This is a genomic window from Streptomyces sp. CLCI03 (assembly GCF_053615355.1).
The window spans coordinates 2853507-2878655 of record NZ_CM132132.1 but is presented as its reverse complement, the minus strand read 5'-3'; the positions used below and the strand labels follow the sequence as shown (position 1 = coordinate 2878655).

Sequence of the window (25149 nt, the reverse complement as noted above, 5' to 3'; positions counted from 1 at the left end):
CGGCCGACCCCGCCGCATCGGACGTGACGCGGGTCACGGGAACTCCACCCCGGGTGCCGGACAGCCGACAGGAGTGACCACACAGATGCGAGCCCGGGTGCGGTCCGGGGATCCGGACGCCTACGCGGAGCTGTTCGACAGCTACGCGCGCACCCTCTACAACCACGCCTTCCGGATGACCGGCGACTGGGCCGCCGCAGAGGACGTCATGTCCGCCGCCTTCCTGGAGGCATGGCGGCTGCGCGGCACGATCGACGCCGAGGGCGGCTCGCTGCGGCCCTGGCTGCTGGGCATCGCCACGAACCTCGCCCGCAACCACTGCCGCAGCAACCGGCGCTACCGGGCCGCCGCGGCCGCCGCCACGGCGGCGGCCGGCGCCGGCTCCGTGCCCGACCACGCCGAGGAGGTGGCCGGCCGCCTCGACGACCGGCGGCAGATCGCGGCCACGCTCGGGCAGCTGAGCGCGCTGCGCGCACCCGAGCGCGAAGTGCTCCTGCTGTGCCTGGGCGAGGGCCTGGAGTACGCCGAGGCCGCCCAGGTCCTCGGCATCCCGGTCGGAACCGTCCGTTCCCGGCTGTCCCGGGCTCGCACGAAGCTCCGCAAACTCGCCGATGCGGAACTGAAGAAGAAAAAGCGGGAACTCGCGGCTCGCCCCCGACAGGCATACGGCGACCGCACGAACGCGGTCCGGTCCGCACAGGAAGGAACCCGATGAACGCCGACCTCTCCCGCCCCCGCCCGGCCGGCCAGGAGGAGAACTCCCCCCTCCTGCCGTTCGTCGAACGGGAACTGCCCTCGGGCCGCCACCAGTTCCACAAGGAGCGCCTGATGGCCCAGATCCACGAAGACCTCCGCGCCGCCGACGTCCCCACGCCCGCCCCGGCCGGCCCCGCCCGCGCGGGCCGCACGCGGAGCCCGTTCTCGCGTCGGGCGTTCTTCGTGCCCGCCGCGGCCTTCGCCCTGGCCGGCGCGCTCGCCGCCGGCTTCCTGTCCTACGTGGACCGGGGCGCCGCGGACGGACCCGGCTCCACGATGGCGACGGGCCCGGCGCTCACCACCCCGATCGGCGCCGCCGACCCCCAGGGGACGCCGCAGCTCCTGGACCGCATCTCCCTGGCCTCGTCCGCCGCCTCGGCCTCCGGCCCGGCGGTGCGAGCGGACCAGTTCATCTACATCGGGAGCAGGACGGCCAACACGTACGTGAAGACCGTCGGCGACAAGAGCACCCTGGTCAGCGAAGAACTGCACATGCGCCACCAGTGGAACTCCCCGGACGGCACCAAGGGCTGGCTGATCGAGCCCGGCAACACCGGCCCGGAGGGCGTGACCCTGGCGGGGCGCGACGAGAAGGGCAACGTGCCGACGCCCTACCTCAACGCACCCACCTACAACTACCTCGCGGGGCTCCCCACCGACCCCGACGTGCTGCTGAAGCGCATCTACCAGGAGACCGAGGGCCACGGCCGAGGCCCCGACCAGGAGGCGTTCACCACGATCGGCGACCTCCTGCGCGGCAGCTATCCGCCGGCCGAGCTCACGGCCGCGCTGTACAAGGCCGCGGCGAAGATCCCCGGTGTGGTCACGGTGGACGACGCGGTCGACGCCGCGGGCCGCAGCGGGATCGCGGTCGCCCGGCTCGACGAGCACTCCGGCCAGCGTGAAGAGTGGATCTTCGACCGCCAGACCCTCGCCTTCCTCGGCGAGCGCAGCGTCCAGGTGCAGGGCGAGTCCGGCGAGCAGGGCCTGATCAAGCCCGGCACGGTCGTGTACACCAGCGCCGTCATGAGCCGGACGGTCGTCGACCGGATGAAGGAGCTGCCGACCGCGACCCGCTGACGACCCACCCGGCGTCCGGGCCCGGTACACCCCCCGGCGCCCGGGCGCCGCGCCTAGCGCCGCGCCCGGGCCCGGTCGTACGCCAGGGTCGCGGTCCCCTGCGCGAGCAGGACCGCCCCCGCCGTCGCCCAGCCCGGGCTGCGGCGGTGGGCCGCCCAGGCCAGCAGGGGCGCTCCCGCCGCCACTTGAGCCGCGCCCAGCAGCCGGGCCCGCGGGCCGCGGACCCACGGGCCCAGCGGGCCCCGTTCCGCCGCGTCGAGTTCGGCTCGTACCGCGTCGCGCCAGCCCGACCACTCCAGCGGTTCCACGCCGGGCGCCACCCGGGCCGCGGCCCGTAGCCGGTCGGCCGATTCGCCCGGGGCGAGCCCCGGCGGCAGCGCCAGCCCGGCACGCGTGAGCAGGGCGACCAGCGCGAGCAGCCGGGCCTCCCCGTCCACGGCGGGGTCGGGGTCGGCGCGGGTGAGGCGTTCCAGTTCCTCCATGTCGAGCACGGGGTCCAGGCCGAGCCGCGCCGACAGGGACCGCATGGCATCGGGCTCGCCGGACGGACCCCCGGCCGCGTCCCAGGTGTGGACGACGGACCGCCGGAACCCGCCGGCCAGGGCGAATCCGGCCCGGCCGGACTCCCACCACAGGCTCAGGACCGGCCAGGTGGTGCCCGTCGCGAGCGCCGAGCCCCAGCCCGTGAGGACCTGCGCCACGGTCTCGGGGCCGTCCCGCCAGGGCTTGTCCTCGGGGACGAGCACGCTCCAGGCGCCCGCCGGGGCGAGCAGCAGGCGCACGCGCAACAGGTGTGCCGGGGGCCGGACGGCAAGGGGTTCGGCGCGGCAGAGCAGCATTCCGCCGGTCGCGGCCCTGGATATTGACATGCCCACACAATAGTGCAAAACGGACCGATCGGTGAGGTTCCGGCAGGGCGCTTGACTTCCCTCAACCGCGATATATCGTGTTAACAGAAGACGCGATATGTTGCGTGCGTCGAGCCCGGTCCGTGAACGCACGAGGAGGATCAGCACCATGGCAGAGCAGTCGCCCGAGTCGTCGTCGCCGACGACGTGGCACTTCGCCGAAGCGCAGAAGCTCACCTTCGGGGAGCCGGTGACCGAGCTCCGCGTCCGCCTCGTGAGCGGCACGGTGAACGTGGTCGCCGCCGAGGAGGGACCGGCCCGCCTGGAAGTGACCGAGGTGGACGGACCGCCGCTGTACGTCGTACAGGACGGCGGCACGCTGACCGTCTCCTACGAGGACCTGCCCTGGAACGGCTCCCAGGGCCTCAAGCAGTGGTTCGAGACCAAGCCCTGGAAGGCCTGGGCCGGTTCCGCCTCCGGCCGCAAGGCCTGGGAGCGCAGCGTCGCGATCACCCTCACCGTGCCCGCCGCCACGCAGGTCCACGTGGCAGCGGTCGGCGCCGCCGTCTTCGCCTCCGGCATCTCCGGCGGCACGGACGTCAACACGGTCTCCGGGGACGCCACGCTGGTCGGGCTGTCCGGCCGGGTCAAGGCGCACACCGTGTCCGGCGGCGTCGAGGCCCAGTCCGTCTCCGGCGAGTTCGGCTTCCACTCCGTCTCCGGCGGCCTGACGGTGGTCGACGGCTCGGGCGGCAACGTGCGGGCCGACTCGGTCAGTGGTGACATGCTCATCGACCTCGCCGCGGACCCGTCCGCCCCCGAGCCGGTGGACATCTTCCTCAACTCCGTCTCCGGGCAGGTCGCGATCCGCCTCCCGCACCCCGCCGACGCCAAGGTCGAGGCCAACACCGCCACCGGGCGCGTCTCGAACGCCTTCGAGGACCTGCGGGTCTCGGGGCAGATGGGCGCCAAGCGGATCACCGGAACCCTCGGCTCCGGCGCGGGCACCCTGCGGGCGACCACGGTCTCGGGCTCGATCGCGCTGCTGCGCCGCCCGCAGGCCGACGCCGAGGGCCCCGCGGCCCCCCTCACGCTCGACAAGAAGGTGCTCTGACATGCCGCCCGTCTTCGCCCACGGCCGACTCCGCCTGTACCTCCTCAAGTTGCTGGACGAGGCCCCGCGTCACGGGTACGAGGTGATCCGCCTGCTGGAGGAGCGCTTCCAGGGCCTGTACGCGCCCTCCGCGGGCACCGTGTACCCGCGACTGGCGAAGCTGGAGGCCGAGGGCCTGGTCACGCACGCCACCGAGGGCGGGCGCAAGGTGTACTCGATCACCGACGCCGGCCGGGCCGAACTGGCCGACCGGGGCGGCGAACTGGCCGACCTGGAGGTGGAGATCCGCGACTCGGTGACCGAACTCGCCGCCGAGATCCGCGACGACGTCCGGGGCGCGGCCGGTGACCTGCGCCGCGAGATGCGGGCCGCGGCCTCGGCCTCGGCGACCCAGGTCGAGGACGAGTCCTGGAAGGCCGCCAAGGAGGACCTGCGCAAGGCGCGGCAGGAGTGGAAGGAACAGGCCCGCCGGGCGAAGGACGAGAGCCGCCGGGCCCGTGAGGAGGCGCAGCAGGCCCGCCGCCAGGCCAAGGAGGCCCAGGAGCGGGCCCGCGAGGAGGTCCAGCGCATCGCGGGCCAGCTGCAGGAGCAGTTCGCCAGGTCCGGGGGAGTGCTGGGCAGCCTGGCGGGAGCCTGGCTCGGCGGGGCGCCTGCCGCGGGCTCGGCCGACGCCTCGGCCGCGGGCGCGGCGGAGGCGGGGCAGGCCTCGGCGTGGGCCGCGGATCTCGCGGCCACCGGCGATCCGGCCCGGGACCTCGACCGGCTGCTCGACCGCTTCCGCGACGAGGTGCGCGACGCGGCCCGGGACCGGGGGGTGACCTCCGCCCAGGTGGCCGAGGCCCGCCGGCACCTCGAAGCCGCCTGTGGCCGACTGGGAACCACGTTCGGGGTCACGTCGTAGTCCGCGCGGCTGCGCTGCCGGGGCGCCGCCCCGGACCCCGCGCCTCAAACGCCGGCGGGGCCGAAAGGGCGGGGCTCCGCCCGGGGGTCCGGCGGCGCGGACGCCGGCGGGGCTGAAAGGGCGGGGCTCCGGCCGGCGGCTCGGGCGTCGGCGGTCAGGCCGCCAGGGCCGTTTCGGCCGTGTCGTAGGTGACGCCGTGGTCCGACAGGACCTCGGCGACGGTGCCGGGACGGGAGAGCAGGGCCAGGAGCAGGTGCAGGGTGCCGATGTGGTGGTCCTTGCGGCCCAGGGCGATCCGTAGGGACTGCTCCAGCACCCTCTTCGACCCCTCGGTGAAGGGCACGTGGTAGCTGCCGGTGCGGTCGTCCGTGTCGGCTCGGCCCAGGGCGGACCGGAGTGAGGCGCCCAGGGTCCGCCTGCGGGGCGCCGGGGTCGCGAGGACGCCCTCGCCGTGCGTCTCCTCGATGCGCGAGACGATCTCGGTGAGGTCGATCCCGAGCCCGGCCAGCGCCTCCTCGTCGGCACGGGACATGCCGCCCCGGCGGCGGGCGGCCGTGAGGTCGGCGGCCACCGCCGCGTGGTCCACGCCGAGCGGGTCCAGGGTGCCCAGGGCCAGCAGGGAGAGCAGCAGGTGTTCTTCGGTGACGGTGGCGGCCCCGCTCCGCCGGGCCTCGGTGACCGCCCCGGTCACGGTGGACCGGGCGTCGCGGGTGAAGCGTTCGAACATCAGAGCCTCCCGTATTTCTTGTGCACGGCCTGCCGGCTGACGCCCAGCTCGGCCGCGATCTCCTGCCAGGACCAGCCCTGCGCGCGGGCGCTGCGTACCTGTACGGCCTCCAGCTGCTCCAGCAGCCTGCGGAGGGCGGCCACGGCACGCAGGCCCACGCGCGGGTCACGGTCACCGGCCCGCTCGGCGAGATCAGTGGCTTCGGTCATGGATGTCAATGTAGGTTGACGCGGGAGGTTCGTCAACCCTGGTTGACATCCAAGGGGGTCAGGGGGTGAGGACGATCTTGCCGAAGAGGTCGCCCGACGCGAGCTTCTCGAATCCCTCCCGCGCCCGGTCCAGCGGCAGCACCTCGTCGATCACCGGCCGCAGCCCGGTGGTCGCGCAGAAGGCGAGGAGGTCCTCCAGCTCGTCCTTCGAGCCCATCGTCGAACCGACCACCTTCAGTTCCAGGAAGAAGATGCGGGTCAGCTCGGCGTGCGCGGGGCGGTCGCCGCTCGTGGCGCCGGAGATCACCAGGGTGCCGCCCGGCCGCAGGGACTTCACGGAGTGCGACCAAGTGGCCGCGCCCACCGTCTCGATCACCGCGTCGACCCGCTGCGGTAGCCGCGCGCCCGGCTCGAAGGCCTCCACGGCGCCCAGCTCCACGGCCCGCTTGCGCTTGGCCTCGTCCCGGCTCGTGGCGAAGACCCGCAGGCCGGCCGCCTTGCCGAGGGCGATCGCGGCGGTCGCGACACCCCCGCCGGCGCCCTGCACCAGGACGGAGTCCCCGGGGCGGACCCCGGCGTTGGTGAACAGCATCCGGTACGCGGTCAGCCAGGCCGTCGGAAGGCAGGCGGCCTCCTCGAAGGTCAGCTCCGCGGGCTTGCGCAGCACGTTCCAGGCGGGGACGGTCACCTGCTCGGCGAAGGTTCCCTGGTAGCGCTCGGTCAGGATCGAGCGCGGCTCGTCCGGGCCGACCCCGTGGCCGCTCTGGCCGATCACGGAGTGCAGGACGACCTCGTTGCCGTCCTGGTCGATCCCGGCGGCGTCGCAGCCGAGGATCATCGGGAGTCTTTCCTCGCCGAGGCCGACCCCGCGCAGCGACCACAGGTCGTGGTGGTTGAGGGAGGCGGCCTTGACGTTCACGGTCACCCAGCCGGGCCGGGCCTCGGGGGCCGGGCGGTCGCCCAGCTCAAGGCCGTTCAGCGGCTGGTCACGGTCGATTCGGGCGGCGTAGGCAGCGAACATGCGGCGACGCTACCGCTCGGTAGGTCCGGGTTCCAGACCTCTCGGGACCGCACGGGTGAGGCCTTCGTCGCACCCGTGCGGTGACGGGGACACGCAGAGGCCCGACCGGAAGGATCCGGTCGGGCCTCTGCGTACTGCTCGGCTCCGGTCTCAGACCAGGCGGGCCACTCCGTCGGCCTTGGCCGCGGCGGCCACGGCCGTGGCGACGGCCTCGGCCACGCGCTCGTCGAACGGCGACGGGATCACGTAGTCGGCGGCGAGCTCGTCACCCACGACGCCGGCGATGGCGTCGGCGGCGGCGATCTTCATGCCCTCGGTGATCCGGGTGGCGCGCACCTTGAAGGCGCCCGCGAAGATGCCCGGGAACGCCAGCACGTTGTTGATCTGGTTCGGGAAGTCCGAACGGCCCGTGGCCACGACCGCCGCGTACTTGTGCGCGACGTCCGGGTGGACCTCCGGGTTCGGGTTGGCCATGGCGAAGACGAACGCGTCCTTCGCCATGGTGGCCACCGCCTCCTCGGCGACGGAGCCGCCGGAGACGCCGATGAAGACGTCCGCGCCGTTCAGCGCGGTCTCCAGGGAGCCCGTCTGACCGGTCTTGTTGGTCAGGCCCGCGATCTCCGCCTTGACGTCCGTCAGGTCGGAGCGGTCCGCGGACACGACGCCCTTGCGGTCGGTGACGCAGACGTCGCCGATACCCGCGTCCACGAGGATCTTGGCGATGGCGATACCGGCCGCGCCCGCGCCCGCGATCACGGCGCGCAGGTCGCCGAGGGTGCGACCCGTGAGCTTGGCGGCGTTGCGCAGCGCGGCCAGCGTCACGATGGCCGTGCCGTGCTGGTCGTCGTGGAAGATCGGGATGTCCAGTGCCTCCTGGAGGCGGCGCTCGATCTCGAAGCAACGGGGCGCCGAGATGTCCTCCAGGTTGACCCCGCCGAAGGACGGGGCCAGACGGATGACCGTCTCGACGATCTCGTCCGTGTCCTTGGTGGCGAGCGCGATCGGAACCGCGTCCACACCACCGAACTGCTTGAAGAGGATGGCCTTGCCCTCCATCACGGGGAGGGAGGCTTCCGGGCCGATGTCACCGAGGCCGAGCACGGCCGTGCCGTCGGTGACGACGGCGACCACGTTGGACTTCCAGGTGTACTCGTTCACCAGCTCCGGCTGCTCGGCGATGGCCGTGCACACCTTTGCCACGCCCGGCGTGTACGCGAGGGACAGGTCGTCCTTGTCGTTCACCGGAACCGTGGCCTGGATGGCCATCTTGCCGCCCCGGTGCAGCGCGAACACCGCGTCGGGGTTGTTGTCCGTCGCGCTGTCGCTGCGAGGGTTGACGATCTCCGCTGCCACTTCGTGTGACCCCTTAATTCCTTTTGTTCGTTGAGGGTGGCCACTCCTGGTTAAGGGGTGGGCGGGCACCGCGTCCGTACTCCGCGTCAACGGTTGGCCCGTCTCCGCGAAGGGGAGGTTCGTACGCGCGGGCGCGCCGCACGCGCGCCCTGAGCCCCGGATGAGGGGTGTAAGGATCTGTTCTACCCGAAGAACGCTCGCCCAGACGAGTCGATTCCCGCTCAACTGTAGGCCCGCTGCCCGGCTTTTGGCGAAAAGTCCAAACCTTGCCGTCCAGTGGGCGAGACGCCCCGTAGAAACTGCGGTAAAAACAGCAGGTCACAGCAGTATCTGCGGCCTCGAACCCCGTTCTCCGCAGTCCTGTTGGGCTACCCCGGGCGCCCGTTATGCGATTTTGACCTGACGGGCACCCTGAATGTCTCAGTCCGAATGGCAAGATGCCGTAATCACACAAGGTCGCGACACTCGATGGTGCGTGTCCGACCGTTTTTCGTTGCTTTTCCACCAGCGCCGGAGGAACCAAGCCATGACCGCTAGCACCACCCGTCGTACGACCGCCGCACGGTCCCGGATCGCCGCGGTCGGCGCGATCGCGGTCGCGGGCGCCCTGATCCTCACCGGCTGTGGTGACCAGACCGACAAGGCCTCCAGCACCCCCTCGGGCGCGGCCGCCAACAGCAGCGCCCCGCTCTTCTCCAAGCTCCCGAAGAAGATCCAGGACGCCGGTGTCATCAAGGTCGGCACGGACGCCACCTACGCGCCGATGGAGTTCACCGAGGGCGGCAAGATCGTCGGTGTCGACCCCGACGTGGCGGCGGCCCTGGCCAAGCAGCTCGGCGTGCAGTTCAAGTTCGAGTCGGGCACCTTCGACACGCTGATCGGCAGCATGCAGACGGGCCGCAGCGACCTGGTCATGTCCTCGCTCACCGACACCAAGGCCCGTCAGGAGGGCCTGGACGACAAGGGCGCCAAGACCGGTGCCGGTGTCGACTTCGTGGACTACTTCTCCGCCTCGACCGGCATCCTGGTCAAGAAGGGCAACCCCCAGGGCATCAAGACCCTCGACGACCTGTGCGGCAAGACGGTCGCCGTGCAGCGCGGCACCACGTACGAGGAGTCGGCCAAGACCCAGGCCGAGAAGTGCAAGACGGAGGGCAAGGGCGAGCTCAAGATCGAGTCCTTCCCGACCGACGCCGAGGCCCAGACCCGTGTGAAGGCCGGTGGCGCCGCCGCCGACCTGAACGACTCCCCGGTCGCCGCGTACATCGCGCAGACCGCCGGCGGCGGCAACGACTTCGAGGCCATCGCCAACCCGACCGACGCCGGTCTCTTCGGCATCGCGGTGGACAAGAAGAACACCCAGCTGCGCGACGCGCTCAAGGAAGCCCTTGACGCGGTCATCAAGGACGGCACGTACAAGGCCGCCCTGGACAAGTGGAACGCCGGCTCCGGCGCCGTCACCGAGGCCAAGATCAACGCCGGTTCCTGATCTCCGCGTACCACCGCAGCACACTGAAGGGCAGTCACTGTGACTGACAAGCTCGACAAGGTCCCGGGCCCGGCGGACACCCCGCCGGCCGGGGCCGTCCCCCCCGAGGCCATCAAGGCCATCCCGGTGCGCCACTACGGCCGCTGGATCAGCGCCGTGGTCGTCATCGGCCTGGTCGTGGCGCTCGCCGTCGCCTTCTCGCAGGGCAACGTGCGCTGGGCCACCGTGCCGGAGAAGCTGTTCGACCCGTCGATCCTGCGCGGTGTCGTCAACACGGTCTGGATCAGCATCACCTCGATGGCCCTGGGTCTGGTCCTCGGCGTCCTCTTCGCGGTCATGCGGCTCTCGAAGAACCCGGTGACCAGCACGATCGCCTGGTTCTACATCTGGCTGTTCCGCGGCACCCCGGTGTACGTGCAGCTGCTGATCTGGTTCAACCTCGCCCTGATCTTCCCGATCCTGAACCTCGGGTTCTACAAGGACGAGATGACCCAGGTCATGACGCCGTTCCTGGCCGCCCTGCTGGGTCTGGGCCTGAACGAGGGCGCGTACATGGCGGAGATCGTCCGCGCCGGCATCCAGTCGGTCGACGAGGGCCAGACCGAGGCCTCGCACGCGCTCGGCATGACCCGCACGCAGACGATGCGTCGCGTCGTGCTGCCGCAGGCCATGCGGGTGATCGTGCCGCCGTCGGGCAACGAGTTCATCAACATGCTGAAGACCTCGTCGCTGGTCGTGGCCGTTCAGTACTTCGACCTGCTGCGCGCCGCCCAGGACATCGCCTCGACCTCGTTCGCGGTGATGGAGATGTTCTTCGTCGCGTCGATCTGGTACCTCGCCCTGACCAGCGTGTTCAGCGTCGGCCAGTACTACCTGGAGCGCCGTTACGCCCGTGGCGCGCTCCGCTCGCTGCCGCCGACACCGCTGCAGAAGATCAAGGCGAAACTGTCCAGCTTCTCGAATCGCAAGGCGGTGGCCTGATGACGACTGCCATGGTGAAGGCCGAGGGCGTCCACAAGTCCTACGGTGCGGCGCACATCCTCAAGGGCATCGACCTGGAGGTCGCCCCGCGTGAGGTCTTCTGTCTGGTCGGCCCGTCCGGCTCCGGCAAGTCGACCTTCCTGCGGTGCATCAACCACCTGGAGCAGATCAACGCCGGACGGCTGTACGTCGACGGGGAGCTCGTCGGCTACCGCCAGAAGGGTGACAAGCTCTACGAGCTGAAGGACAGCGAGGTCGCGGCCCAGCGCCGGGACATCGGCATGGTCTTCCAGCGCTTCAACCTCTTCCCGCACATGACGGCCATCGAGAACGTGATGGAAGCCCCGGTCATGGTCAAGGGGGAGTCGAAGGCGGTGGCGCGCGAGCGTGCCATCAAGCTCCTGGACCGCGTGGGCCTCGGTGACAAGGGCGGGAACTACCCCACCCAGCTCTCCGGCGGCCAGCAGCAGCGCGTGGCCATCGCCCGCGCGCTGGCCATGGAACCGAAGCTGATGCTCTTCGACGAGCCCACCTCGGCGCTCGACCCGGAGCTCGTCGGTGACGTCCTCGACGTCATGCGGGACCTCGCCGAATCGGGCATGACCATGATCGTGGTCACCCACGAGATGGGCTTCGCCCGCGAGGTCGGCGACAACCTCGTCTTCATGGACGGCGGCGTCGTCGTGGAGTCCGGCCACCCCCGCGACGTCCTGGGCAACCCCCAGCACGACCGCACGAAGGCCTTCCTCTCCAAGGTGCTGTAGCTCCGACAGGTGCTGCGGTCCGCGTCCGCGGACGGACGAGGGGCGGTACGGATCCCCGTACCGCCCCTCAGTCCTTTCCGGGTTCCGGATTGCCGCTCCAGGTCCCTACTTCAGACCTAGGACCAGGGCGTCCGAGGGGGAGCGCCAGACCGTACGGGCCTCCGCGAAGCCTGCGGCGCGCAGGGTCTCGGCGTGCCAGGCCTCGGAGGGGGTGTCGCCGTCCGCGTGCTCCCCGTAGATCTCGAAGCGCCGCTTCACCTGCTCGGCCAGCGCCGGCTCGGCGCCCGCCAGCGCCCACCACTCGCGCCAGTCCACCGCCCCGGCCGCCCTGGCCCGGTCCATGCCGGCGTGCCGGTGGGCGTGCTCGGCGGCGTCGATGCGCGGGGTGGCCGGGTCGGGCATGTGGTCGGCGTTCATGAACACCCCGCCCGGGGGCAGGAGGGGTGCGAGCTGCCCGTACAGGACGGTCAGCCCCTCGCTCGGCAGCCAGTGCAGGGCGGTGGCCGTCAGGATCGCGTCGTACGTGGTGCGGGGGAGGGCGTCGGGCCAGTTCGGGTCCTTGAGGTCGGCGGTCACGAAGGTGACGCGTGCGTCACCCGCGAAGTGCCCCTCGGCGATGGTCAACAGGGCGGGGTCGAGATCGACGCCCGTACTGGTGGCTTCCGGGAACCGCTTGAGGACGCGGTCCGTAATACTTCCCGTACCGCATGCGAGATCCAGCACCCGGGGGGCGGGTCCCACCAGTGCCTCGACCATGTCCAGCATCACGCGGAACCGCTCCTCGCGGTCGGGCATGTACCACTCCTGCTGTCGGTCCCAGCTGTCCTGCCAGGCCTGCCAGTCGGTCGTGCCCGTCGCTCCGGTCGCATCCGTCGTGTTCGCCGTATCCGTCATCCCGAACCCCCTCCACACGTAATACCCTCGAAGACGTCTCAGCCGTTACCTGGGACACTAATCCGCAGCCGTAAGGACTACAAGTGGAACTGGCCCATTACTCGGACTTCGCCGTGCGCCTGGTCAACACCGAGGAGCCGGCCCGCAACAAGGACTCGCTCACCTCGGTGGACGCCGTCCGCGCCCTGTTCGGCGCCAGTCAGCAGATGGCGCGCCGCGTCACCGACGGTGACGTCACCCGCTTCCGCAACGTCCGCGGCCGCCTGCGCTCCGTCTTCGAGGCCGCCGACGGCGGCGACGAGGTCCTCGCCGTCGACCTGCTGAACTCGCTGCTCATGGAGTTCCCCGTCAGCCCCCAGGTGTCCGGCCACGAGACCCTTGCCGACGACGGCCGCCCCGACTGGCACATCCACCTCGCCGAGCACCCCTCGAACGCCTCGGCCGGCTACGCCGCCATGGCCGCGATGGGGCTGGCCTTCGCCCTCACCGAGCACGGCCCCGACCGCCTGGGACTGTGCCAGGCCGCGCCCTGCCGCAACGCCTACCTCGACACCTCCACCAACCGCTCCCGGCGCTACTGCTCCGACCGCTGCGCCACCCGGGCGAACGTGGCCGCCTACCGCGCCCGCAAGCGGCTGGAGGCCGAGGCGTCCGCCCACAGCGGGCGCAGCGCCGAGGCCGCCCAGGACAGCCGCGCCCTCAGCGAACGCTGATCCTCCTCGCGCGGCCGGAAGCGCAGCACCGCCGTCGCCAGCACCAGCTCGGCGGGCACCGGCCCGAAGACGGTGCTGTCGCCGGTCTCGTTGTACGGGTTGTCGCCGAGCACCCACCAGCTGCCGCCCGGCCGCCGCTCCACCGCGCGCTTGACCACCAACAGGTCCTGCTGGAGCGGATGCCGCAGCACCACCACGTCGCCCGGCCGTACGGCAGCCCCGTACCGGACCACGAGCCGGTCCCCGTTCAGCAGCGTGGGCACCATCGAAGGCCCCGTCACCTCCACCACCTCGAACCGCCTGCGCGGGCGCCCGTTCTCCACCATGCGTGTCCTCCTCGTCACCCCCGCATGCTGCCGCACGGGTCCGTACATTCGCTCACCGGTCCGGCCGCGCCCCTGGACTTTTGTCCTAAGCCCATGGGGGCGGCCGCGAAATCCGGTTGTTCAGCGAGTAATCTCCCCCTTGAGAAGACGATCACGAGGAGGACAAACTCCATGCTTTCCCGCCTCTTCGCCCCCAAGGCGAAGGTCTCCGCCCACTGCGATCTTCCGTGCGGCGTGTACGACCCTGCCCAGGCCCGCATCGAGGCCGAGTCCGTCAAGGCCGTGCAGGAGAAGTACCAGGCCAACGAAGACGCCGACTTCCGCGCGCGCGCCATCACCATCAAGGAGCAGCGCGCCGAGCTCGCCAAGCACCACGTCTCGGTGCTGTGGAGCGACTACTTCAAGCCCCCGCACTTCGAGAAGTACCCGCAGCTGCACACCCTGGTCAACGACACCCTGAAGGCCCTCTCGGCCGCCAAGGCGTCGAACGACCCGGCGACCGGCGCGAAGGCTCTTGAGCTCATCGCCGAGATCGACCGCATCTTCTGGGAGACCAAGGCCGCCTGATCCCGGGCGCCCGAGGAACCTCCCAGCGCTCCGTCACCGGAGCGCACACGACACCGGCCCGACCGCCCCGAGCGGCCGGGCCGGTGTCGTACGCAGCCCCTACGGGGCGTCCTGCCGACCGGGCCGCCCCAGTCCGTCGACGGCGTCCAGCGCCACACCCCACGAGTACGCCACCGCTCGCCCCTGCCCGGGCATGGCTCCAGGCCCGCCGTCAGTGCTTCTCGCCGAGAACGGTCCGCAGCCAGTCGAGCGGTTCCTGGTCCAGCAGCTCGTCGGCCAGCCGTTGCCCGGTCTCAGTGGTGAGGCGGGCCCTGCTGTTGTCGATCCACCGCTGGGCGTTGGCGTGTCCCTGGGCCTTGTACTCGATGCCTTGGAGCATGCACTCCAACTTGTCGGCGTCACGTGCGCAGACGGCCTCCGGCGAGTCCTTGGCCTCGTACTCGGCGACGAGTTCGTGAATCGCCGAGGCCAGCCGCTCCGGCATGCCGAGGGTCTGATCGGCCGTGACCGCCACCGGGTCGGCGCTCGTCGCGTACTTCTTGCCGAGGTGGTTGACGTCCCCCGTGCGGGTCTCCTGGGTGTCGTGTGACTCCCAGGCCGCCACCGTGTCCGCGGAGACCCCGAAGGCCTCGGACAGGGACTCCCGCGTGTGACCCGAATGCTCCCGGAGCAACCGAGATTGTCGGCGAGCGCTGAGACGGTCAGGTGCCTGCGTCGGACTGCCCGGTGCGGGCTTCGTGGGCCGCGGTCAGGTGTCTGGCCTGGCGGCGGGTCAACAGCTCGTCCACCGGCTCCAGAAGACGGTCCCATGCGCTTTCGGCCTCCGGCGCGTGCCGGGGGAGGCGTGCGTAGTGCCGCGCCGCGGCGATCGCCTCGTCGTAGAGGAGCTGATCCGTGGGGAGGGCCGTCGGGCGTTCGCGTCGCAGCCACGTGATCAGCCACGGCATGTCGCGGGGCCACCGCGGGTTTCCCAAGGAGCGCACGCGGAGGTAGCCCAGCTGGTCCCACCAGCGTCGGTTGTGCCACTTGCGCGAGTGGGCCGGCGGCAGGCCGGGCGGGAGGTCCTTCACCGGGCCCATCGTGCCCGCCGGAGGCGCCGGAGCCGAGGCAATTCGGTGCCGGCGGACAGAACCGGCCAGTAGGGGTGGGGTCCGGGCGGGGCCGTCAGGCCGGTGCCCGGCCCCCCGGGGGTCACTCGTCGTCCGCGTCCTCGTCGTCGTCCAGCCGGGCCAGCCAGGTGGCCAGGCGTTCCACCGGGACCTCGAAGTCCGGGTTCAGGTCGACGAAGGTGCGCAGCTGCTCGGCGAGCCACTCGAAGGTGATCTCCTCCTCGCCGCGCCGCTTCTCCAGCTCCTCGATGCCGCGATCGGTGAAGTACAAGTCGGGCTCCGTGCCGTGATGGGGGTCTGCAGGGGGTGTTTCCCGCCAGGATAATCCGCCTTAAGGCGAGACCTCCCGCCTGCGCCCTTCCCGGGTCTAGCCTGGATGCCCAACGAGCGGGGGGTGCGGATGACGGACGGGCGCACGACTGGATCCGCGCGCGCCTTCGAGCTTCTGGAGCCCCTCGTCCAGGCGGCGACCGTACGCGTTCACGCCCCGCCGGGAGGGTATGAGAACCCTCGCAGTCATCGGACCGGTCCCACCTGGGGGAGCGGCTTCTTCGTCGCCCCCGGCTGGGTCCTGACGTGTGCGCACGTGGTCGGCGAAGGGGGTGCTGCGGTGCGTCTGACGGGACGCGAGGTCGGCATCACCTTTTCCGCCGGGAGCGGCACCGGCACGGTCACCGGGCGCGTGGAGTGCGTCCTGCCCGAGCGGCTGGAGGAACGGCGGCCCGGCCGGCACGCCCTGTGGGACCTGCCCGACCTGGCGCTGGTCAGGGTCCTGGCCCCCGTCTCGCACGCCTGCGTGTACGTGACCGACCGCTCCAGGCCCCGCTTCGACGAGGTCGCCTACTTCGGCTGCACCGAGGACCTCGGCACGCCCGAGATCACCGGCCGCACCACCCGCCTGCGCGGCACCGCCGGCAACGGCGCGGCCATCCGGCTCGGCGACGACGACGAGATCGAGCCCGGCATGTCCGGCGGGCCCGTGGTGGACCTCGCCCGCGGCGAGGTCGTCGGCGTGCTCAAGGCCCGGCGCCGGACGGGCGGCGGCGGGCTCGCCGTCTCCGTCGTACAGCTGCGCACCCTGCCGATGGCCGCACGCGGCCAGGTCGGGCTCTACCGCCGGATCATGCAGGCCCACGACCTCCACCACTACGACCAGCACCTCAGCGATCTCGACAACCGGCGGACCTGGACGGACGTGCACGGCGAGCTCCCGCCGCCGGAGGGCGACCCGTACGCGGGCCGGGGCCGGCTCACCCCCGGCGAGCGCACCACCCTGTGCGGGCTGCTGGCCGAGCTGCCCCCGCCGGGCTCCTCCGAGGTCGTACGGGCCTTGGTCGAGGCGGCGCGCGGCGAGGAACCGGACCCGCTGCCACCGGCCCCGCTGAGCTGGCGCGACGGCCTGGGGCTGCTGCACGACCCGCCCGGTGGGACGCCGGAGGCCGCGGCGATGCTCCGCTACGCGACGGACGTGAGCGTGGCCGACCACCGCGAGCCGGTCACCCCGGGCGCGGACGAGGAGCTGTGGGACTGGGTACGGGCCACGGCCGAGCGGCTGTGGCGGCCGCTGCGGCGCGAGCTGGGCGAGCGCCACGAACGGGGTCTCGCCGAGCGGGAGCGGCGCCGTCGGGCCTCGGCCGGGCGGGCGGTCCACGGCCCGGCGAAGCGGTCCGGCGGGCTGCCGCCCGGGGCCTCGGTGCTGCTGGAGGTCTGGGCGCACGGCTGGGAGGACGTCTACGACTGGCGGGTCTCGGTGCTGGCCGGTCCCGCGCACGCCGGCCGGCTGACGCCGGTGGACTCGGGCGTACGGGCCACCCTGACGGGTCTGCCGGAGGCGTTACGGGCCCCGCTCGCCGAAGGCTTCCGGCGCTGCGACACCCACGAGACGGTGGCCCTGCTCGAAGTGGCCGTGGCCCCCGCGCTGTTCGGGCTGGCGGTCGACGAATGGGTGGTGGTGGGCGGCGTACCGCTCGGCGTGCAGCGGCCGGTGGTCCTGCGCCACCCCGCCGGCGCGAACCCGGGCACCACGCACCCCGCCGGCACGCACCCGGGCGGGGCCAGGGAACACCCCGCCGACCGCGAGGGCACCGACGCCTCCGCCCGCTGGGCGCGGGTCCAGGCGGGACCGTTGCAGGACGAACGCGCCGACTGCGTACGGGGTCGCCCGCGCACCCCCGCCACCGAGTGGCTGACGGGCCTCCCCGACAACACCGTGCCGGTGCACTGCCGGGCCGCCGACCAGGAGCCCACCCTCGGGTCGCTGCACGCGGTACGGGACGCCGGGTACGGGGTGGCGGTGACCCGACGGCCACCTCCCGACCCGGGAGCCTCCTGCGCGCCCTTCCACCGCGGGCTGCGCGAGGAACTGGCCGACGCCGGACGTGCGGAGGTGCTCCCGGAGCGACTGCGGAACCTCCGGGGGAGGGCGTACGCGGCGGACCCCGACGCCTATTGGGCGGCCGGGACGGGCCTGGTGTGGGAGGACCCGGCGCGGCCGCTGCCGGACGAGGAACCGCTCCAGGGAGACCTGTGACGGCGGCGGTGACGGCGCCGACGGCGACCGCGACGGCGTGAGGGCGCCGCGGGCGCGGGGTGGACGCGGGTGGACGCGGGTGGACGCGGGTGGACGCGAGCGGCGGACGCGAGGGAGGGAGCAGGAGCACCATGAACGACGAGTGGCTCATTTACCGCGGGGTGGGCGAACCCCACGACGGGATCGACGCACTGCCCGACCCGCCGCCCTGGCGGGACTTCGACGGCGGCCCCGTGGCCGAGCCGGACGGTCCGGCCCGGGTCGCCGACGGCAACGTGGCCCGGCGGCTCGGCGCGCACCGGCAGGCCGCCGAACTGCACCGGCCGGAACCGGAGGAGCTGGAGGCCATCAACGCGGCCCTGTACCTGCGCCGGCCCCTGCTCGTGACCGGCTTCCCCGGCACCGGGAAGTCCACCCTCGCGCACGCCGTCGCCCACGAGCTGAAGCTGGGGCGGGTGCTGCGCTGGCCCGTCGTGTCCCGGACCGTGCTCCAGGACGGCCTCTACCGCTACGACGCCCTGGCCCGACTGCAGGACGTACAGATCGCGGCGAGCAGCGGCACCGGCAGTGGCTCCGGCACCGGCTCCGGCTCCGGTACCGGCGCCACTGCCGGGGTACCGGCCGCCGCCACGGACCCCGGGGTCCCCGGCATCGGGAAGTACATCCGGCTCGGGCCCCTCGGCACCGCCCTGCTGCCGACCGCCCGACCCCGCGTCCTGCTCATCGACGAGCTCGACAAGAGCGACATCGACCTCCCCAACGACCTCCTGAACGTCCTGGAGGAGGGGGAGTTCGCCCTCCCCGAGCTGGAACGCGTCGCCGACGCCGAGCCCGAGGTGCAGGTGCTCACCGACGACGGGACCAAGGTCACCGTCCGCGGCGGCCGCGTCCGCTGCCACGCCTTCCCCTTCATCATCCTGACCAGCAACGGGGAACGGGACTTCCCCGCCGCCCTGCTGCGCCGCTGCATCCAGCTGAAGCTCGGGCAGCCGGGCGAGAAACGCCTCGCCACCATGGTCCGCGCCCACCTCGGCGAGGAGGCCGCCCGCCTCGGGGCCGACCTGATCCGGGAGTTCCTCAGCCGCTCCCAGTCCGAACTGGTCGCCGCCGACCAACTCCTCAACGCCGTGTACCTGACCCACTACGCCGCCCCGCCCACCCGGGAGGACCTCGCGGACCTGCTCATCCAACGCCTCGACCGTCCGAGGTGATCGGCCGTGGCCTCCGCCGGCGCGCCCGGCGTCCGTGAACTGGCCGCGCTGCTGCGCGCCGCCGGGCTCGACCCGTCCGCCGGTGAACTCGCCGACGCCCTGTGGCTGGCCGGGCACCTCGCCGGGCCCGGGCGGGCCGCCCCCGGCGGGCCGGGACCGGGCGCCCCGCGGACCGCGGCCGAGGAGCCGCCCGGGGAGCCCGCCGAACCGGTACGCCCCGACGCCGAGCCCGACGCCCCGGTCGGGCTCTACGCACCCGGCGCGGCCCGCCACGACGGCGCCGACGGGGACCGGCCCGAGCAGTCGCCCGAGGAGTACGGGGTGCCCGTACGGGTGCCCGGAGCCGCCGCGCTGCCCCGCATCCTCGACATCCAACGGGCCCTGCGCGCCCTCCAGCGCCATCGCCCGCCCGGGCCGCCCACCCGGCTGGTGATCGACGAGGCGGCCACCGCCGAGGCCAGCGCCCGCGCCCTCGGACTGGTCATCCCGGTGCTCCGCCCGCAGAGCCGGCGCGAGGCGACCGTACGGCTGGTGATGGACGCCTCCCCGTCGATGGCCGTCTGGCAGGACATGTTCGAGGAACTGCGGTCCGTGTGCGAGCGGTTGGGCGCCTTCCGGGACGTCCAGGTGCACTACCTGCACCGCCTCACCGACGGCACGGCCGCGCTCGGCCGCAGCCCCGCACCCGGCTGCGTCCGCGCCTCCGGCCTGCGCACCGGGGACCAACTGCGGGACCCGACCGGCCGGGCCCTGACCATGGTGGTCTCCGACTGCGCCGGGCCGCTGTGGCGCGAGGGCACCGCGCAGCGGCTGCTCCACCGGTGGGCCGAGTGCACCCCGTGCATGGTCGTCCAGCCGCTGCCGCAGCGGCTGTGGGGGCGCAGCTGGCTGCCCACCGAGCGGGGCACGCTCACCCGGCCGGAGGGCGGCGGGCAGCGGCTGGTGTTCCGGCCGGACCGGCCCCCGCTGCCCGGGCGGCCCACGGGCGGGCTGACGGTGCCGGTGCTCCCGCCGAGCGCGATCGCCCTCGGGGCGTGGGCCCGGCTGCTGGCCGGGCTGACCGCCGGGCCCGTACCGGCCGAGGTGGGCCGGGTCCTGGCCGATCATCCGGCCGCGCCCCTGCCGCCGCCGCGTGCCGTGCGCCCGCCGCGCGAGCTGGTGGCGCGGTTCCGGTCCTCGGCCGCGCCCCGGGCCGTACAGCTCGCGGTGTACCTGTCGGCGGCGCCGCTGACGCTGCCCGTGATGCGGCTGGTGCAGCGCACGATGCTGCCGGACTCCGAGCCCTCCGACCTGGCGGAGGTGCTGCTGAGCGGGCTGCTGCGGCGCAGCGCGCCGGGGTCGGGGCACTGGTACGAGTTCGCCCCCGGGGTGCAGGACGTGCTGCTGGGCCCGCTGGGGCGGGACGAGGCCGCGCTGGTGCTCAAGCACTGCTCGGAGTACGTGCTGGCGCACTTCGGCCGGGGCGTACGCAACTTCCCCGCGCTCGCGGTCTCCCAGCTGACCGGGGCCCCGCCGGCGGTCGCCGACCCCGGACCCGAGGAGGACGAACGGGCTCCGGAGGGGCGGCTCCCGCAGGCCTTCGCACAGGTTTCGGCCAAAGTCGTACGCCGCTACCTGCCCGGGATGCCCGAGGAGGGTCCCGCGGTGCGCAGGCCCGCCGCGGCCCCGGTGCCGACCCGGGCCGGGGCGGTGCGCGCCGCCCGGGACCGCCTCGCCGACGCCGACGCCGCCGGGGACGGCGGCGCGCGGGCGCTGTACGAGGCCGTGGCGGTGCTCCGGCGGGCGGTGACGGCCCCTCCGGGTCCCGGCGATCCGCCGGAGGAGGCGGAGACCGAACTGGCGGGGGCGCTGCTGAGGCTGTGGACGGCCCAGCGGGACCCGGAGCTGCTGGCCGAGGCGGAACGGGCCGTCACCGGGCTGCGGACGGCACTCGCGGGGGCGGTGCTCGGGCGGGTGCTGTACGAGCGGGCGCTGGCCGCCGGACCGGACGCGGAGCTGCTGGCGGCGGCGGACATGCGGTTCGCGGCGGCCGGCGCCGAGGCCGACCCGGAGCTGCGGCGGGACTGCGCGGTGCGGCGGGCCGAGACCCTGATCCGGCTGAGCGGGCTGCGCGACGAGGCGGGCGCGCTCCGCGAGGCCCGGGCCGCCCTCGAACCCCTGGCGGGCCCGGCCCCCGGCTCCGGCCCCGACCCCGGCTCCGGAGGGGACGGCGGGGGCGGCGGGGGTGGGGTCCCGGCGTCCCCGTACCCCGAACTGCACCTGGCCCTGGGCCGCGTACTGCTGGCCCTGCTGCCCCGCACCCCGGACCCAGCCGAGCGCACGGCCTTGGCCGAACAGGCCGCGGCCCGGCTGGCCGCGGCCCTGACCGCCGCGCCCACCGCCCCCGACCGCACCGGCCCGGGCACCGCCCAAGTGCGGGTGGAGCTCGCCGACGCGCTGCGCCACCTCCCCGGCCGACTGGAGGAGGCCGCCGGTCAACTGGACGCGGCCCTGGCGGAGGTGGGCGGAGACCCGGAGCTCCGGGTGGCCGCCCTGGTGTGCCTGGCGCGCGTGCACCGGGCGCGGTACGCGCGGGACACCGACCCGGCGGCCCTGGAGGACGCTGCCGAGGCGTACGGACGGGCCAGGCGGCTGATCCCCCGCGACGCGGAGGCCGTCGGGGAACTCCTGCCCGAGTGGGGCGACGTACTCCTGGAGCGGGCCCGGGCCGCCGAGGGCCGGCCGTTCACCGGGGCCGCCGTACGCGTCCTGCGCGAGAGCCGGGCCGCGGTCCCGCAGTCCGACCCCGGTGCGGCCCACCGGCTGCTGCGGCTGGCCACCGGGCTCCGGCTGCGGCACGCGTACGAGGGCGACCCGGTGGACCTGCGGGAGGCCGAGTACCTGCTGGAGCTCGCCGTCCGGCACAGCCGCGACCCGCTGGAACAGGCGCGCGTCTGGCGGGACCACGGCGACGTCCAGCAGGAGATCCACGGCCACACCCGGGCGCTGGAACGCCTCGACCGGGCGGCGGACTCCTACCGGCGGGCCTGGCGGGCCGCCCTGGAGGCCGACGTCGAGGACCGCGCGGACACCGCCGTCCAACTGGCCGCCCGCGTACAGCAGTTGCGCGGGGACGTGCTGGAACGCCTCGCCCGGCCCCGCGCCGCGCTGGACGCCTACCGCTCGGCGCTGGAGCTGTGGACGCGGACCCACGAGGGCGCCGCAGGGCGCTCGGAAGCCGTCCGGGCCCGGATCGCGGTCCTGGAGGCCACGCTCTGACGCCCGCGCCGAGGGCGCGGACCGGGCCGGGGAGCGCTGTTTCCACGGCCCGGGGGGCGGGAAAGGGAAGTGGACCATCCGGTGTGCGACGCGACAGGGGGCCCGGCGGCACATGGTGACGAAGCAGCAGGAAGTGGAGGCGACGACCCCGGGATGTCCGGGGCGGCTGCCGGATCTCTCCGGGCTGGACCTGGCGGCACTGCGCGGGATCGACCATCCCGTGCTGGCCCGGGTGATCGAGGGCATGGTCGAGCGGGTGACCCATCCGGCCGAGATCCTCAACGCCTTCGACTCCAGCGTGGCCTGATCGCCCCATGCCTGATCCGTCCTACCTTGAAACCGAGTTGACCACTTTCCGCCGTTAGCGGGGACCGTCCCCAGGGCAGGGATGCACCGTCCGCCGGGGTGTCCCCGGGCGGTTGTTGCCGGGGGAGGGAGGTGCGGCGATGCGGCGAGCGGTCACGAGCGGAACCCCGCTGCCCGCACCCGACGACCCCACCCCCACCCCGCCGCCCGACCTCACCGACACCGCACCTCCCGAGACCGCACCTCCCGAGACCGCGCCCCCCGACACCGCCCCGCACCCGGATCCGCCCACCGGCCCTGACCCGGCCGTCGGCCCGTACGTAGGCCCGTACGCCGACCCGTACACCGGTCCGCGCGTCGACGCGGCGGTCGCCCAGCAGGTGCGCCACGCCCGGTACGCGCCCTGGCCCTACACCCGGCTCGACGTGGCCGCCGCGCGCGCCGCCGGCCACCGGCCCCACCCGATCCGCCAGTTCGTCCTCAAGACCCGCAGCCGCTGCAACCTCGCCTGCACCTACTGCTACGTCTACGAGATGGCCGACCAGGGCTGGCGCGACCAGCCGCCCGCGATGACCCCCGCCACCATCGCCCGCGCCGCGCAGCGGATCGCCGAGCACGCCGCCGCCCACGACCTGCCCCGGGTCGACCTCGTCCTGCACGGCGGCGAACCGCTGCTCTCCGCCCCCGCCCAACTGGCCGCGCCCGTCGACGCCGTACGGACCGCCGTCGCCGGGGCGGCCCCGGCCACCCGGGTCACCGCCACCGTCCAGACCAACGGCACCCTGCTCACCCGCGGCCGCCTCACCGCCCTGGCCGCCGCCGGGATCCGGGTCGGCGTCAGCCTCGACGGCGGGCTGCCCGCCCACAACACCCGCCGGGTCGACCACGCCGGACGACCCGGCTTCGCGTCCGCCGCCCGCGGTCTACGGCTGCTGGCCCGCCACCCGCAGAGCTACGCCGGGGTGCTCTGCGTCGTCGATCTCGACCAGGACCCGATCGAGACCTACGAGTCCCTGCTCGCCTTCGACCCACCCAGCGTCGGGCTGCTCCTGCCGCTCGCGAACTGGAGCAGCCCGCCCCCCGGCCACCACCCCGGCCGGACCCCGTACGCGGACTGGCTGCTCGCCGTCTTCGAGCGCTGGTGGCACGACGGCGTACGGCGCACCCGGATCCGGCTCTTCGAGGAGATCATCGCCCTGTTGCTCGGCCTGCCCACCACCACCGAGACCCTCGGGCTCACGCCCGCCGCCACCGCCGTGATCGAGACCGACGGCTCCATCGAACAGGCCGACTCACTGAAATCCGCGTACGAGGGGGCCGCCGCGACCGGGATGGCCCTCGACACCCACAGCTTCGACCAGCTCCTCGACCACCCCGGACTCGCCGCACGCCAGCTCGGCCGGGACGCGCTCGCCGGCTGGTGCCGTGCCTGCGAGCTGGTCGACGTGTGCGGCGGAGGGCACTACCCGCACCGCTACCGCGCCGGCGAGGGCTTCCGTAGGCCCTCCGTGTACTGCGCCGACCTGCAGCGACTGATCCGGCACATCGCCGCCGCCGTCCAACGGGCCGCGCAGCCCCCCGGGCCCGCCGCCGGCGCCCCGCCCGCGGGAGCCACCGACACCCCGGCCGCCGAAGGCACCGAAGCCGTCGCCCCGGTCACCGCTCCGGCCGAGGCCCCGGCCGCCGAAGCCCCCGCCGAGCACCCTCCGGCGGTCGCCTCATGACCGACGCCCTCACCGCCTTCACCGTCTCCTCGCCCACCCTGCGCGCCCTCGCCTCCACCGAACCCTCCACGGACGGCACCCGCCTGGTCCGCGACGTACGCCGCTCCAAGCGCCTGCTGCTGCTGCGCGCCGTCCTCGACGCCGCCCCCGGCGGCGACTCAGGGGAGACCGCCGACCACTGGGCCCTGCTGGAGGAGGCCGAGCGCCGCGACCCGGGCGCCGTGCGCGACGTACTGCACTACCCCGCCACCGGGGTGTGGGCCGAGGAGACCCTGCGCCGGCTGCACGCCCCCTGCGGCCCCCCGGCCGACCTCGGACACCTCGGGGCCCTCGCCGTCGCCGCCGCCCTGCGCGCCGGGATCCCCTTCAGCCACACCCTGCGGCCCCTGCACGGCCGGCTCGTCCTGCCCACCCTCGGCCTGCTGCGCCCGGACCGCCCCGGCCCGCTCGCCCTCTGCGAACGCTCCTGGGACCCCGACGACCCGGCCACCGTTCCCCTGCACGCCCTGCCCGGCGGCCGGACCGCCCTCGACGACCTCGACCCCTACCGGGCACCCGGCCCCGCGCAGCCCGCCCCGATCCGCCCCGCCCGCCGGCTCACCCCCAAGGGCCACAAGCGGTGGGACACCCAGTGGTCCGGCGCCCTCACCCTGCTCCAGCGCTACGACACCATCCGCGCGGAGGAGACCGTCCAACTGCTGCGCTCCGTCGTACCGCTGGCCGGCGGCTCCCGCTCCAGCGGCGCCACCCTCCCCGCGGCGGCCGGCTCCGTACTCGCCCGCGCACAGGCCCCGCCCGCCCTCGCCGCGACCCTCGTCCACGAGGTCCAGCACGGCAAACTGACCGCCCTCACCGACGTCCTGACCCTGCACACGGCCGACCACACGCCCCGCCACTGGGCCCCGTGGCGCAGCGACCCCCGCCCCCTGGACGGCCTGCTGCACGGCGCCTACGCCCACCTCGCCCTCGCCGGGTACTGGCAGCGCGCCGCCCTCTACGGGGCCCGCGGCGCCTGGGCCCAGCACGCCCGCATCCGCGCCCAGGTCGCAGCCGTCCTGCCCACCCTGCGGGCGCACGAACTACTGACCACCGCCGGACGGGAGTTCACCGACGCGATGGGGGCCGCCGAACGCGCCATGGACGACCTGCCGCCGCCCGGCGACCAGCACACCGCGGCCCGCCGGGCCGTCGACCGCGAACGCCGCGCCTGGTGCGAGGCACACCCCGAACTCGCGGCGTTCGCACAAGGCTGACGGACCGTCCGCTGC

Annotated in this window: 25 protein-coding genes; 15 read left to right on the top strand and 10 right to left on the bottom strand. The window is 73.7% G+C overall.

Annotated features, from left to right (window positions below):
* The first annotated feature begins 85 nt into the window (after positions 1–85).
* The gene (locus ACWG52_RS12905) at positions 86–715 is read left to right on the top strand and encodes an RNA polymerase sigma factor (protein WP_390137917.1); all 630 of its coding nucleotides are present in this window, start codon (positions 86–88) and stop codon (positions 713–715) included.
* Positions 712–1836 carry a CU044_5270 family protein gene (locus ACWG52_RS12900; protein WP_390137919.1) on the top strand — a complete coding sequence of 375 codons (1125 nt, stop codon included), beginning with the start codon at positions 712–714 and terminating at the stop codon, positions 1834–1836. Before ACWG52_RS12905 ends, ACWG52_RS12900 begins: the two co-directional genes overlap by 4 nt.
* 53 nt (positions 1837–1889) lie before the next feature.
* Here ACWG52_RS12900 and ACWG52_RS12895 read toward each other — a convergent pair whose 3' ends face one another.
* Complete coding sequence (locus ACWG52_RS12895) at positions 1890–2705, bottom strand: hypothetical protein (RefSeq protein ID WP_390166242.1); 816 nt, start codon at positions 2703–2705, stop codon at positions 1890–1892.
* Positions 2706–2853: 148 nt separating this feature from the next.
* On the opposite strand from ACWG52_RS12895, the gene ACWG52_RS12890 reads away from it, so the two are divergent.
* Positions 2854–3798 (top strand): DUF4097 family beta strand repeat-containing protein, encoded by a 945-nt coding sequence (locus ACWG52_RS12890; protein WP_390137921.1) that lies wholly within the window; start codon positions 2854–2856, stop codon positions 3796–3798.
* Position 3799: 1 nt separating this feature from the next.
* Complete coding sequence (locus ACWG52_RS12885; RefSeq protein ID WP_390137922.1) at positions 3800–4699, top strand: PadR family transcriptional regulator; 900 nt, start codon at positions 3800–3802, stop codon at positions 4697–4699.
* Positions 4700–4853: 154 nt separating this feature from the next.
* Here ACWG52_RS12885 and ACWG52_RS12880 read toward each other — a convergent pair whose 3' ends face one another.
* The 4 genes from ACWG52_RS12880 to ACWG52_RS12865 all read right to left on the bottom strand — a co-directional run bounded on the left by ACWG52_RS12880 (position 4854) and on the right by ACWG52_RS12865 (position 8009).
* Positions 4854–5426: a Clp protease N-terminal domain-containing protein gene (locus tag ACWG52_RS12880; RefSeq protein ID WP_390137924.1), complete on the bottom strand. Its 573-nt coding sequence runs from the start codon at positions 5424–5426 to the stop codon at positions 4854–4856.
* Positions 5426–5635, bottom strand: a complete 210-nt coding sequence (locus ACWG52_RS12875) for a helix-turn-helix domain-containing protein (protein ID WP_030013034.1) — start codon at positions 5633–5635, stop codon at positions 5426–5428. Before ACWG52_RS12875 ends, ACWG52_RS12880 begins: the two co-directional genes overlap by 1 nt.
* A 58-nt stretch (positions 5636–5693) precedes the next feature.
* On the bottom strand, positions 5694–6656 hold the full coding sequence (locus ACWG52_RS12870) for a zinc-binding dehydrogenase (RefSeq protein ID WP_030764417.1): 963 nt from the start codon (positions 6654–6656) through the stop codon (positions 5694–5696).
* Positions 6657–6806: 150 nt separating this feature from the next.
* Positions 6807–8009, bottom strand: a complete 1203-nt coding sequence (locus ACWG52_RS12865; RefSeq protein ID WP_150259204.1) for an NAD(P)-dependent malic enzyme — start codon at positions 8007–8009, stop codon at positions 6807–6809.
* Between the two features lie 526 nt (positions 8010–8535).
* On the opposite strand from ACWG52_RS12865, the gene ACWG52_RS12860 reads away from it, so the two are divergent.
* From ACWG52_RS12860 to ACWG52_RS12850, 3 genes are read left to right on the top strand one after another with little or no spacing between them, the layout of a single operon-like run.
* Positions 8536–9498, top strand: a complete 963-nt coding sequence (locus ACWG52_RS12860; protein WP_390137928.1) for an ABC transporter substrate-binding protein — start codon at positions 8536–8538, stop codon at positions 9496–9498.
* Between the two features lie 39 nt (positions 9499–9537).
* Complete coding sequence (locus ACWG52_RS12855) at positions 9538–10479, top strand: amino acid ABC transporter permease (RefSeq protein ID WP_390137930.1); 942 nt, start codon at positions 9538–9540, stop codon at positions 10477–10479.
* Positions 10479–11243 (top strand): amino acid ABC transporter ATP-binding protein, encoded by a 765-nt coding sequence (locus tag ACWG52_RS12850; protein ID WP_390137932.1) that lies wholly within the window; start codon positions 10479–10481, stop codon positions 11241–11243. The genes ACWG52_RS12855 and ACWG52_RS12850 overlap by 1 nt, the downstream gene beginning before the upstream one ends.
* 105 nt (positions 11244–11348) lie before the next feature.
* Here ACWG52_RS12850 and ACWG52_RS12845 read toward each other — a convergent pair whose 3' ends face one another.
* Positions 11349–12137: a methyltransferase domain-containing protein gene (locus ACWG52_RS12845; RefSeq protein WP_390166244.1), complete on the bottom strand. Its 789-nt coding sequence runs from the start codon at positions 12135–12137 to the stop codon at positions 11349–11351.
* Between the two features lie 83 nt (positions 12138–12220).
* Between ACWG52_RS12845 and ACWG52_RS12840 the strand changes: the two genes are divergently transcribed.
* Positions 12221–12850 carry a CGNR zinc finger domain-containing protein gene (locus ACWG52_RS12840; protein ID WP_033218713.1) on the top strand — a complete coding sequence of 210 codons (630 nt, stop codon included), beginning with the start codon at positions 12221–12223 and terminating at the stop codon, positions 12848–12850.
* Here the strand turns inward: ACWG52_RS12840 and sodX are convergent.
* Positions 12754–13176 carry a nickel-type superoxide dismutase maturation protease gene (gene sodX, locus ACWG52_RS12835; protein WP_390137937.1) on the bottom strand — a complete coding sequence of 141 codons (423 nt, stop codon included), beginning with the start codon at positions 13174–13176 and terminating at the stop codon, positions 12754–12756. The two genes, ACWG52_RS12840 and sodX, sit on opposite strands and share 97 nt — an antisense overlap.
* A gap of 171 nt (positions 13177–13347) precedes the next feature.
* Here sodX and sodN point away from each other — a divergent pair, with 171 nt between their 5' ends.
* Positions 13348–13743: a superoxide dismutase, Ni gene (sodN, locus tag ACWG52_RS12830; RefSeq protein ID WP_030009413.1), complete on the top strand. Its 396-nt coding sequence runs from the start codon at positions 13348–13350 to the stop codon at positions 13741–13743.
* A 211-nt stretch (positions 13744–13954) separates the two neighbouring features.
* Here the strand turns inward: sodN and ACWG52_RS12825 are convergent, their stop codons facing one another.
* The 3 genes from ACWG52_RS12825 to ACWG52_RS12815 form a co-directional block, all read right to left on the bottom strand.
* Positions 13955–14380, bottom strand: a complete 426-nt coding sequence (locus tag ACWG52_RS12825) for an HD domain-containing protein (RefSeq protein WP_390138215.1) — start codon at positions 14378–14380, stop codon at positions 13955–13957.
* A gap of 64 nt (positions 14381–14444) precedes the next feature.
* Entirely contained in the window at positions 14445–14813 is a 369-nt protein-coding gene (locus ACWG52_RS12820) for a hypothetical protein (RefSeq protein ID WP_453128726.1), read from the bottom strand.
* A 121-nt stretch (positions 14814–14934) separates the two neighbouring features.
* Complete coding sequence (locus ACWG52_RS12815; RefSeq protein ID WP_030730893.1) at positions 14935–15123, bottom strand: DUF6104 family protein; 189 nt, start codon at positions 15121–15123, stop codon at positions 14935–14937.
* A gap of 105 nt (positions 15124–15228) precedes the next feature.
* Here ACWG52_RS12815 and ACWG52_RS12810 point away from each other — a divergent pair, with 105 nt between their 5' ends.
* The 6 genes from ACWG52_RS12810 to ACWG52_RS12785 all read left to right on the top strand — a co-directional run bounded on the left by ACWG52_RS12810 (position 15229) and on the right by ACWG52_RS12785 (position 25134).
* Complete coding sequence (locus ACWG52_RS12810) at positions 15229–17382, top strand: VMAP-C domain-containing protein (protein ID WP_389805835.1); 2154 nt, start codon at positions 15229–15231, stop codon at positions 17380–17382.
* A 131-nt stretch (positions 17383–17513) separates the two neighbouring features.
* Entirely contained in the window at positions 17514–18593 is a 1080-nt protein-coding gene (locus ACWG52_RS12805) for an AAA family ATPase (protein WP_389805832.1), read from the top strand.
* Between the two features lie 6 nt (positions 18594–18599).
* The gene (locus ACWG52_RS12800; RefSeq protein ID WP_453128724.1) at positions 18600–21851 is read left to right on the top strand and encodes an SAV_2336 N-terminal domain-related protein; all 3252 of its coding nucleotides are present in this window, start codon (positions 18600–18602) and stop codon (positions 21849–21851) included.
* A gap of 112 nt (positions 21852–21963) precedes the next feature.
* Complete coding sequence (fxsA, locus tag ACWG52_RS12795; RefSeq protein ID WP_030730904.1) at positions 21964–22158, top strand: FxSxx-COOH cyclophane-containing RiPP peptide; 195 nt, start codon at positions 21964–21966, stop codon at positions 22156–22158.
* A gap of 139 nt (positions 22159–22297) precedes the next feature.
* A complete protein-coding gene (locus ACWG52_RS12790; RefSeq protein WP_453128722.1) occupies positions 22298–23881 on the top strand; it encodes an FxsB family cyclophane-forming radical SAM/SPASM peptide maturase in 1584 nt (527 codons plus the stop codon).
* On the top strand, positions 23878–25134 hold the full coding sequence (locus ACWG52_RS12785; protein WP_389805822.1) for an HEXXH motif domain-containing protein: 1257 nt from the start codon (positions 23878–23880) through the stop codon (positions 25132–25134). Before ACWG52_RS12790 ends, ACWG52_RS12785 begins: the two co-directional genes overlap by 4 nt.
* The last annotated feature ends 15 nt before the right edge of the window (positions 25135–25149 follow it).